The organism is Phormidium sp. CCY1219 (assembly GCF_035615515.1).
In the GTDB taxonomy this organism is placed as follows: domain Bacteria; phylum Cyanobacteriota; class Cyanobacteriia; order Cyanobacteriales; family Laspinemataceae; genus CCY1219.
Window position 1 is genome coordinate 1 of sequence record NZ_JAJENT010000866.1, and the last position, 11,074, is coordinate 11,074.

Annotated in this window: 6 protein-coding genes; all 6 read right to left on the reverse strand. The window is 50.5% G+C overall.

Translation table 11 applies throughout. The annotated features are described in order from the left end of the window. Window positions 1-52: 52 nt before the first annotated feature. Window positions 53-250 (reverse strand): hypothetical protein, encoded by a 198-nt coding sequence (locus tag LKK83_RS28210; RefSeq protein WP_324634789.1) that lies wholly within the window; start codon window positions 248-250, stop codon window positions 53-55. 366 nt (window positions 251-616) lie between these two features. Continuing rightward, window positions 617-844 (reverse strand): hypothetical protein, encoded by a 228-nt coding sequence (locus LKK83_RS28215; protein WP_324634790.1) that lies wholly within the window; start codon window positions 842-844, stop codon window positions 617-619. Between the two features lie 671 nt (window positions 845-1,515). Then, on the reverse strand, window positions 1,516-1,767 hold the full coding sequence (locus tag LKK83_RS28220; RefSeq protein ID WP_324634791.1) for a DUF1816 domain-containing protein: 252 nt from the start codon (window positions 1,765-1,767) through the stop codon (window positions 1,516-1,518). 346 nt (window positions 1,768-2,113) lie between these two features. Further along, entirely contained in the window at window positions 2,114-2,494 is a 381-nt protein-coding gene (locus LKK83_RS28225) for a response regulator (RefSeq protein ID WP_324634792.1), read from the reverse strand. A gap of 444 nt (window positions 2,495-2,938) precedes the next feature. Then, window positions 2,939-8,119 carry a PAS domain S-box protein gene (locus tag LKK83_RS28230; protein WP_324634793.1) on the reverse strand — a complete coding sequence of 1,727 codons (5,181 nt, stop codon included), beginning with the start codon at window positions 8,117-8,119 and terminating at the stop codon, window positions 2,939-2,941. A 521-nt stretch (window positions 8,120-8,640) separates the two neighbouring features. Further along, window positions 8,641-10,161 (reverse strand): D-alanyl-D-alanine carboxypeptidase/D-alanyl-D-alanine endopeptidase, encoded by a 1,521-nt coding sequence (gene dacB / locus LKK83_RS28235; protein WP_324634794.1) that lies wholly within the window; start codon window positions 10,159-10,161, stop codon window positions 8,641-8,643. Between the last annotated feature and the right edge of the window lie 913 nt (window positions 10,162-11,074).

Here is an 11,074-nt window from a genome sequence, read left to right on the forward strand (position 1 = left end):
GTCTTCTGGTCAGGTGAGCTTGGGAAAATAAAGTCTTACCAAGCCCCTCCCTTTAGGGATGGGGTTCCTGACTGTTGCACAGCCGCCCTAACTCAGGGCAAGGCGTAAACACAATGCCAATCAAATACCGACACAGCCGACAATAGACCTGAATCGTTTCTCCAAACAGCACTCGCTGTTTCGTCGTTGGATTCAGCGTCCATTTGTCGGTACGAATGATTTTGGTTGGCTTCTTGGTTCGCATAGCCATAGTTTAGCGCAAGGTGATGACTATAGCGACAAGATTCAGGAGTTGCGCTCATGCGGTTGCCTTGATTAAGTTTCACCATTTCTGTTCTGAAACACTCCATCGAAATCAAGGCTACGATAATTAGTTGCTGCCGTTCGTTGAGCAACACCTACCGTTAGCGATGTGGGGGAATGCGGCACTGGTTTTGTTCAACTCTGTGCAGAGATTCTCTGGGGCGATCGCCGTTCGCTCCCCCCACCCACTTTACCTGCCTCTGTAGCGGATCCCATCTCGCCAATTAATAGAGACACAACCCGGACCGAATGCAAAAGGTGTGTCTCTTGAAATGTTATTTATTTTTCCTGCCACGGACTGATTCTGTGGACACTAGGCAATTTCGCGCTCTGGCATGGCGCGATCGCGCATCGGGGCACTGGGCAACTCCACCAAGCGATCGAGCTGCTGTCGGTATGCACGGGGTTGCACCGAGGCAGAGAGTAAATCTGGCATCTCTTGCCAGCAATGCGGACAGAACCAATAAACACCACTGTGGCGAGCGTGGCGCAGCAACTGACTAGAACAACAAGGACAGTGGTTGGCAGTATTGTTAAACATAATTCCCAATTGGTTTCGGATTAACGAAAAATTTCAACGATAGAGAAAGGGCATGAAGCGAAATCAAACGGTGGCATCTATGCTCGCGGGCCACCTTCTTTCAGTTCCGGCGCAAGCTTCCTGCGTTGGATAAGTAGAGTTTATCGAAACCAATTAATAATCCGACAATCAATAACTGAACCATCCAAGGCGCTAAAGCAAAACCCCAAATAAAGCAAACGACCGCCGTTAATGCCGCGAGTACGAAGGGGATATCTGCAGAGGCTCGGAGATAAACACAGGCGGATCCCATCGAAATGGTTAGGAGAGTGAGGTAGGCAGCGGGCATAGGTTTCTACTCCTGGCTTTTCTTCTCAACGATTCGGAGCTTCATTCGCTCTATAGTTGAAGTTAAAATATGAATGTGAAGATGCCGTGAAGAAAAGGCTAGGGATCGACGAAATCTCTAAAGTTTTTTTGGAATAGACACTCTCGGTTGCCAGTAATAATCCGTAACATATGGGGCCACAAAACCGCCGGAGTTCTCTGTAATATGGTCTGGCAACCCCCAAGCACTTTTACCCAGTACCTCCACCTTAAAAAAATATTAAAAAAGCGCGACTTGCTGGAAGGGGATGCCCGATCGCGCTCTGGTTGCTCCCCTCCTGCTCAACCTGTGCTTTGCGATCGGTTTACAAATCACTGGCAACCGTTAGCTGTTTCGGTTGGCACCGATGAATGTAAACGGCGATACCTCTAGCATCCTCGCCCTCTAAATCCTCCACGTATCCCCCCCGATAGAGTTCCGCTTCCTTGGCACTCATAAACGGACCGAAGTAGTACGTACAGGCGGGTTCGGCAGTAACAATTTCTACCCACCAAGCCACTCCCAACTTTTCCAAGTAAGAGGTAAACGCCTCTTCAATCTGTTCTGCTAGCTTCATGCAATCCTGCCAGTATTTCAAAGGTTGGACAACTGAATCAACTATAATCAGCTACTTCAATCCTGTCAGTCATCTGAGATACTAAAGCCAGGTTGTGAAGAATTTGTGAAGTAAATTGTTAAAAAACTTAACTCAACTTCATAAAAACCGTTTTCCTCCCATAGGGATCTAATAACCCTGGAGCCTCTGTGATTTTGCAGGGCAGATCCGATGGTCTTCCCGGCGGTCAAAAAATGCAAATGGCGAGTCTGGGCACAACCATCGAACGCTTGGCACTTATCCCGCCTTTCGTTCTCCTTTGCGCTTTTGACTCGCCGAGCAAGCTGGTGGGATTGGCGGCGGGAAATTATGTGGACCAACCCAGGGTTTGAGCGACCTGAGCGGCTAGGTTCATCGGCTCGAACGGTTTGGCAATCACAGAAGTAATCCCAAGTTCGGAAAATTTGCGCTGGTCAGCGGAGAGGACTTTTGCCGTCAGTAAAATCACGGGGATGTTCTCGGTGCGCGGATGGGCTTTCAGCTTTTTAAAGGTGGCAGGACCGTCCATATCCGGCATCATTACGTCGAGCAGAATGGCATCCGGTTGCTCGGCTTGGGCTAATTTTATTCCATCATTGCCAGAACTGGCGGTCAGGACTTCCCAGCCGCCGACCATCTCTAAGCTGAGCTGAGCCACTTCTCGGATATCATCTTCATCATCGATAACTAAAATACGTTTGGAACTCACGGTGGGATTCTTATCCTCCTTCGGGAGGGTGCGGACAACTGAAAATAAAAATTCTCAAAAATCGATTTTATTATCTTTAAAACTCGCGGATTGAAAACACAGCGGCCTCGGGCAGCCGTACACCGCGATCGCCAATAGCTGGAAATCATACCCTCAGCCATAAGGAGCGATCGCTCCTTATGGCTGAGCGAAAAACGCGCGCCTTGCTGGCTCGCTCCCCTACATTGATAAGCAGGATTTCTTCTTATATTAACTTTTTCGAGTACCAAGCGTCGCCTCGTCTGACTAAAACCGAGGGTTTAGAATTGAAAATTGGTAATTGACAACCGAGTGTAGCGCCGAACCCGGATTTTCCAGACTCTCGGTCAACGGCGTCCCCCGGACCGAGCTACCGATCCCTTCTGCGGAAGGGCATTGAGCATCGAGAGCCGCTGGAATTAACAATTATAAATTTTCCTCGTGCAAAGGCAAGGTGAAATAAAACGAACTGCCCTCACCCACGACGCTGGCGGCCCAAATGCGACCTCCATGATGCTCCACAATACTGCGACAGATGGCCAATCCCAAGCCAGTGCCGCCCTTTTTGCGCGAGTCGGATGCATCGACTTGTTGAAACCGTTCAAAAATCGATTCCAACTTTTCTGGGGGGATGCCCCGGCCCCGATCGCGGATGTGAAAGCACACCGTGGGCTGCGTCATCGGGGCAGAGCAACGGTCCGAGTCACGGTTCGATCGCGGGTCGAGGGTCGCCACGGTGCTCTCGGACTGGCAAGATTCGGGAAAGGCAATGGATTCTGCCCTCGGCGCGATCGCCGCACTCAGCCAAACCGTCTCTCCTTCAGGAGAAAACTTAATGGCATTACTCAATAAATTGGTCAACACCTGAAAAATCCGATCTGGGTCTGCCTGGAGGGACAAATCTAACGGCGTCACCGATAAGCGAACATCGGCATGCATCGCCATCGAACGCAATGCATCGGCTGCTTGAAGCATCAAGTCAGCCGCATTGCAGAGTTGATAGACCATCGTCACCTTGCCTGACTCGATCCGCTCCAAATCCAGAATGTCATTAATCAACCGCACCAAGCGATCCGTATTGGAAACCGCAATTTCCAACATCCGCGATGCCTTTTCAGGGCGAGCGGTGAGCAGGCCCCCCGCCAGCAACCCCAAAGAGCCGCGAATCGAGGTGAGGGGGGTTCGCAATTCGTGACTGACCACGGAAATAAACTCATCCTTCATCCGTTCCACTGCAAGGCGTTCGGTGATATCCTTAAACGTCAACACGGCCCCGACAATTTTTCCTTGCTCTTGAATCGGAGTGGTGATATATTCCACCGGGAAACAAGAACCATCCTTGCGCCAAAACACCTGATTGGCTCCCTGATGAACTGCGCCATCGCGAATCGCCCCATATAAAGGAGAGGCCAATATCTCAGGGGTTTCTACATCCCCGGCGATCGCGAGCTGCTGGGGGTTGGACGCGGCCCGTGGTTCGCGATCGCCGAGGGCATTTTCCCTCGGGCGATCGCGCCCCACCGATCCCCGAGTCAGTGGCTTGTGTAAAATCATCCCCAGGGGCGCACCCAACAACTCTCCTGGAGGATATCCCAACATTTTCGCCGCCGCCGGGTTAACAAATGTGGTCTTTCCCTGAGCATCCATGCCGCAGATTCCCTCCCCGGCACAATTCAAAATCAACTCATTTTGATGGCGCAGGCTCTCGAGCGCCTCTTCCACCCGCTTGAGATCGGTCACATCCCGGGCGATGGTGGACACGCCGGTAATCCGTCCGGCAGGATCTTTAATCGGAGAAATCGTCAGGGAAACGTGAATTTGCGAGCCATCTTTACGCAAATGCACGGTTTCATAATGATCGATACTCGCTCCTTGCTGAATTCTTTCAAATAATCCCAACTCGCTATGTTGGCGATCGCGCAATACCAACCGGGAAATCGATTGTCCCTTCATCTCCGAAGCAGTGTACCCATAAATCCGCTCTGCACCGGCATTCCAACTCAACACGATTCCCTCTAAAGTTTTGCCGATAATCGCATCATCCGACGACTCCACAATCGATGCCAAGCGCAACAATTCCTTTTCGGCTTTTTTGCGTTCGGTAATGTCGCGCCCCAACACCACTAATCCTTTGCGGGTGCCGTCGGCGTGAAACAACGGCACTTTAATCACATCAAAAATGCGCGCCATGCCATTCACGCTCCCGATGGCTTCTTCCACATGGGAAAGTATTCCTTTCTTCCAGGCTTGTTCGTCGGTGCGTTCGCAGTAGAAAAATGCCTCGCTGTAAGACCGACTCATTTCGGCAAGCTGAGCGTCTGTGAGTCCGCGATAGTCTTTGCCTTCTAGCTCAAAGATTTTTAAAATGGCATCGTTGGCTTCTAACCACCCGCCGCGTTCGTCTTTAAAGCAGACAATATCGGGCATCGCATTAATCAGAGTTCGCAGTTGCTCTTCGCTTTCGCGCAATGCTGCTTCCGCCTGCAGGCGTTTGGTGATGTCGGTATGAACGCAGATTAATCCCACAAGCTGATGGTTGTCATCTTTCACCGCATCGGCGCGCAGCCAAATCGACACCATCGAGCCATTGCGCGATCGCATTTGCACTTCTCCACTCCAGCTTTTGCCCCAGCGAATTTTGCCAAATACCTGTTCCCAAACCGCGCGATCGCGAAACAAAATCCCGTGACCGCCTCCGGCATTCAGTTCTTCTACGCTATAGTTAAATAACTCTAAAAAGGCACGGTTGTGATAAATCGATCGCCCGGTCATATCGGTCATCGCTACCGCATCGCTGGTGCTTTCCACCGCTTGGGTGACGCGAATTAACGCCTCTTGTGCTTGTTCGCGATAGCGGATTTCTTCTTGCAGGCGTTCCAAGGTGCGGGTCAGTTCCGCCGTGCGTTCTGCTACCAATTCTTCTAAATGATTGCGATGCACGCGCAGTTCTTCTTCCGCTTGCTTGCGTTCGCTGATATCTTCAATTAAGGCGATCGCAAATTGGGGGGCAGATAAGCGTTCCCGAATTGCAGAAACGCTGACTCGCACCCACACCCAACTGCCATTGGCACTGATATATCGCTGTTCCACTTGGTAGCGATCGCGCTGAGCGCGCAGCATTTCTCGAAACAGTTTATGACTCGCGCCAATATCTTCCGGATGGGTAATCTCGGCAAAGCGTTTGCGGGAAAGCTCTTCTTGTCGATATCCCAGCATTTCCTGCAGTTGGGCGTTGCTCTCGATAAATCTTCCTTCCAAGTTCAACAGGCTCATGCCAATGGGAGAGCCTTCAAAAGTGGTGCGAAATCGGTTTTCGCTGGCGCGTAATGCCACTTCTGCTTGTTTGCGTTCGGTGATGTCGCGACAGGTATAAAGCACGGTGCCGCGATCGATTTTGACTCGCTTTACACTCACGAGTAAGGTATGCTTTTTCCCGCTTTTTCCACGAATCGTCCGCTCGATGTTGTGAATTTCTCCCACTCGGGCAAGATGGTGGGCATCGAACAGTTTATCCCCTAATAATTTCCGAATATTGCCGGTTTTATACGCTTGTTGCACTGAGTATTCAAAAATCGCGGACACTGTGGGACTAATATAGGTAAATCCACCTTGATTATCGGTAATGAACACGGCTTCGGAAATGTTGCTTAAGACGATCCGATGCAGTTCTTCGCTGTGGCGCAATGCGGCTTCCATTCGTTTGCGATCGCTCAAGTCTCTGGCTACGACGAGCAAATCTTTTCTCCCTCCTCCTTCCCCTAAGGGTGTGGCGGCAAGTTCTACGGGTACGATGGTTCCATCTCGGCGAATTAACTGCACTTCCACGAATGAAAGGGGTTGTTGTTGCTTTTGCACTTGCTGCAACAAGTGGCGCAGTTGGGAATCTCCCGGGGAAACGAAATCGAGCATCGATCGCCCGATTAGCTCTGCTGGGGTCGCCGCACCGAGGAGTTTGGCTCCCGCTGTGTTGATTAGGCTGATTTTATCGTGGCTGTGTACTACGATCGCTTCTGGGGAGAGTTCCACTAATTGTCGATAGCGCTCTTCGCTTTTGGTAAGGGCGGCTTCGGCTTTCTGGCGGCGATCGCGATCGCGCAGGGCCATAATTCCATAGGCTAAATCGCTTGCCAGTTCTTCTAAAAGCTGCACTTCTGCAACATCAAACGCATTGGTAATACCCCCATAAATCTGCAATGCCCCAAAGGCTTTTCCTTTGCCAATTAAGGGCAAAGAAATGGTGGAATACAACCCGCGCGCGATCGCCGCACTGCGCCAAGGCTCCAATCTGGGATCGGTTTCGATGTTCTGCACGACGCAGGGTTTTCCGTTGCGAATGCTCTGGCTGGTTAGTCGGATGGTTGCTTCTACCTCATCCCCCCAGATCTCAAACATGCAGCCATTGTTGGCTCTATCTCCCGCACAAGCAACGGGTTGTAAAATTTGCATGTCGCTTTCTCCCCCACTTTCTGGGCGGGCAAATGCCACCCAGGCTAACCGATATCCGCCGGTTTCAACGATAATGCGACAAATTTCTTCGAGCAGTTCGGATTCTCGGGTGGCTCTTACCATTGCTTGGTTGCATTCCCAAATGGTGGTTAAGGCGCGGTTCAGGGAACACAATTCCATTTCTACTGCTTTGCGATCGCTTAAGTCGTGGATAATTGCCGAAAATCCTACTAATTCTTCACCCACTTCGTACAAAGCGGCGATCGTCATGCTGGCCCAAAATCTCTCCCCATTTTTGCGAATTCTCCACCCTTCATCTTCGCATTGTCCGGCGGTTGCAACTAGTTGCAGCTCTTTTTCCGGTTTGTTACTTTGGATATCTTCTGGAGGATAAAATCTGGAAAAATGCTCTCCCATAATTTCCCGGGCTTGATATCCTAAAATCCGCTCTGCTCCTCTATTCCAACTGATGATTTCTCCCTCAGCGTCGAGCAGCACGATCGCATAGTCCCGAATCCCTTCCACTAATAAGCGAAAGAGTTGTTGCACCGGCACTCTAGACCTTTGCTGCGGCTCTCTACTCCCTCTTTTTCCTCGTCGTCTCTTTCCTCTCCAAGGCGAGGCTAAGGTTGCCGTCTCCCTCTGCCTCTCTAACGCCTTGGCTTCTTTTTCACTCTCCGTTCGGTCGTTTTTTATGCCGCTTTCTCCTCGGGAAAGGGTGCTTGCTGCCAACTCTCTCTCTCGCAACAATTTCTCGATTCGATACTTTAATTCCGCTGCAGTCCCCGAGCCGATAATAATATCATCATACAAGGCTTTACCTCTGTAATGTTCTCCCTCTGTTTCTTCTGCGTTTCGCAAATTTTCCAGTTCTCGCTCTTCTACTACTAACAGCACGGGAAACTGTGCCTCTAAGGGCAATTCTCTTCTCTCCCTCAGTTGCAGTTTATATCTGGATAACCCCGGTTTATCGACAATGCAAGCTTGAATACAATTCTGGCCGCTTGCCGATTCATTTAACCATTTTTTTATTTGTCTCTCTTCATCTCTTTTTCGTTGAGTTTTTGAGGAAAATTGCAAAATATCGTAGTGACTGGCTAATTGCTGCGCCAGTCGATTTCGTTTCTGTAGATCGTCTACTCCGAGCAAAATGCGGTTCATATTTCACCCTTTCTTTTGCTTATCCGCCTCGAACTGTTGCTGTCCTACCCCACAACCCACCCCGGCGCTGTTGGGCTAGGATTTGTTGCTGACGGGCATCTCTCGTTCACCCTTATTTTTACCTTAAACCGACCTCAAGCTTTCGGCAGGTAAGGGGATTTCCGATCGCTCAACTTGAGTTGACCTGGAAATGCACTGTGGCTGACCCCAGTTCGGTTCCATCCCCTTGGCATTCCAGGCTCGATCTGAGAATAATCGGCATTGAAAGGCGATCGCCGCACCGATTCATTGCGCCCTATCTTGCTCCCTGTCTGTTTCCCTTCTTTGTTAATTTTTATAAATTTATGTTAATTCTTTATCCAGTGGCGCAATAATTCGATTTTACCTGCAACCCCAATCAATGCAAAGCCTGTTTCACCATACTATCTTGAAAAAAAAATACAGACGCTAGATGCTGCGTCTGCAAGGTCAAACCCTGTTCGCTTTCCTGGCAACGAGAACGCTCTCGCCGCCGAAAAGGATTAACACCGACGCATTTGGGTCAGCAGCAATACAATTTCATCGATCGCTTGGCGCAGTTGGCGCGCCCGGCGATCGGATTGATTCACCATAATGCTAAAAATCAGGGTATCGTACTCGGAATTGGGAACGTATCCCGATAAGGCGGAAACGCCGGTTAAGGTGCCGGTTTTGGCGCGCACTTTCCCCTCGCCGGGGGTGTCGCGAAATCTCCATCGCAGGGTACCGCTGACTCCCCCGACGGGTAAGGAGTTGCGGTAAATTTCGCTGTTGGGAGAATAGGCAAAAGCTCTGAGGGTTTGCACTAGGGCTTCGGGACTGACGAGGTTCTGTCTCGAGAGTCCAGACCCATCTACTAATTCGTAACTGTCACTATCCACGCCTATTTCGCTTAATGCGGCTTCTAGCACTTGCAAGCCGGCGGCGATGGTTTCTTCGGGTAGGGCTTTTTTGGCTTTGTTTCCGGGATTGGTACCGAGCGATCGCAGCAAGACTTCGGCATAAAGATTGTTGCTCTTCTGATTCACCTGCATCACCAGTTCCGATAGGGGCGGCGATTCAATGGTGGCGAGTTCTCGCTGTGCGGATGAAGGCGTCGCCTCGTGGGTGACGAGTCCTCGTCCCGCTGTAATCCCGACTTTGGCAAGGGCTTCGCGAAAGTGTCGCAAAAAAAAGTTGCCCGGATGAGGCGTCGCAACGTAAATGTCTTCCGGTTCGGATCCGGCCCGCAATTGCCCGCTGAGGCGAATCACTGGCGTGGCAAAGTCTCGCCCGACTTCTAAAAATTCCGGTTGCGAGGATGCAACGGTAATCGCATTGTTCTCGATCCGCCAGCGCATGCCTTCGCGGGGATCGGCCCAGGTGACGCGCAAGGGGTCTCCTTGGTTCTGCGGCCACACTTTTAGCTCGATCGCGTTTTGATTGTAAATTAAGCTGTTCACCGGCGCGCCATACCCGGCTTGCACGTCTTCCCACTCCCAGTTGGGGTTGAAGGGTAATCCCCGAAAATAGCTGTCGTCGGCGATGATTTGTCCGATTTGCTCGATTCCTTGGTTGTGCAGTTGTTCGGCGATCGCTTCGAGTTGGCTGGCGGTAATGCTGGGGTCTCCGCGCCCTACTATCCGCAAGTGTTCCAGGTTCCCGGGGGTGCTGTCTTTGCCATACACGGAGGTGCGGATGCGAAAGTTGGATCCGAGATGGTGCAAGGCGGCGGCGGAGGTGAGCAGTTTGGCGTTGGATGCGGGAATAAAGTAGCGATCGCTCTCTTTTTGATAAAGGGTGGGGTTACTTCCAGAGTCGAGGGTCTCTACTAATATGCCCCACCGCGATCGTCTCAATTCGGGCCGGTTGATAATCTGCGCGATCGCTGGTTCTAGTCTGGATTGACAAATCCCTGGGGCCTCTGCAACGGCTACGGTGGGGGTCATTCCCGCAATGATGCCGCAAATTAAGCCGAATATCCCCGGTTTGCGCGATCGCGGTTTCTGGTTGTGCGTTTTCTGCAGCGACAATAACCTTGCCATCTTTCCTCTACTTCCCTCTATCTTTTCTTGACTCATACTCTGTGTTTTCAAACAACGATTTGCTGCTTTGTACTTGGAAAAGCGCCGGATCCACGAAGGTATCGGCGCGATCGCCGAGGTTTTCACTCCCGACGCCTTCTCGTCAGGGATAACTTCCCTCTAAAACCGTAGAACCACGGCAACAGAGCGCTTTTCGGGGGATGGAGACCCGAGTTGTTTTCCCCGGCGCTTTACCTAATTTCATCATCGGCTACAGCAGTAACTTGCTTTTATGTAAACCTTTGTTTCATTTTCTGTCATTTCTGAGAAAATCTCCGCAAAGGAGCTAAAGTAATAAATGAAGCGATAAGCTTCCCTGGCAGATTAAAACAGCCAAGTTCACATTCACTTATCGAGGTTCCACGCTGTTACATCTCATATCTGTCTCGTCTAACCCCAACAACACCCACTTGATGCGGGCTGATATATCCTCAACTGACTGAAAGGCAGCAATGCAACTGAAATTTTAATTTCGGTTTATCTGCAAAACCTTCGCAACCAGAGGAAGTCACTCGGCTAGCTCGGTGGGTGTTGTTTGTTTGCGCCGCAATTCTCGGAATTTTTCCTACTTCAATTCGCCGGGGGAATGGCAACTCTGATGCGATCGCTTCTATCTCCCTTCCCCTGAGCTTTTCAGGGTCATTGTCTGTTTCTGGCTTTTACAAAAGTACATAAAAAGGCAAGTCAATACTTTTTTTTTGTAAAGTTTATTGTCATCCGCTTGCATTTCTGAAAAAACGCGCTAAAGTAATAAATGAAGCGTTAATCAAGCATTGATGCTTCCCTGACAGATTCGTAAACCGTCCACATTACCCAAAAGAGGTTCAAACTGTTTCAACTCAAATCTGTCTCGTCTAACACCAACAACACCCGC

What these genes read in the sequence shown, in the direction of transcription:
- LKK83_RS28220 (WP_324634791.1), bottom strand. Translation starts at nt 1,767, where the DNA reads ATGAAGCTAGCAGAACAGATTGAAGAGGCGTTTACCTCTTACTTGGAA.
- LKK83_RS28215 (WP_324634790.1), bottom strand. Translation starts at nt 844, where the DNA reads ATGTTTAACAATACTGCCAACCACTGTCCTTGTTGTTCTAGTCAGTTG.
- LKK83_RS28230 (WP_324634793.1), bottom strand. Translation starts at nt 8,119, where the DNA reads ATGAACCGCATTTTGCTCGGAGTAGACGATCTACAGAAACGAAATCGA.
- dacB (WP_324634794.1), bottom strand. Translation starts at nt 10,161, where the DNA reads ATGGCAAGGTTATTGTCGCTGCAGAAAACGCACAACCAGAAACCGCGA.
- LKK83_RS28210 (WP_324634789.1), bottom strand. Translation starts at nt 250, where the DNA reads ATGGCTATGCGAACCAAGAAGCCAACCAAAATCATTCGTACCGACAAA.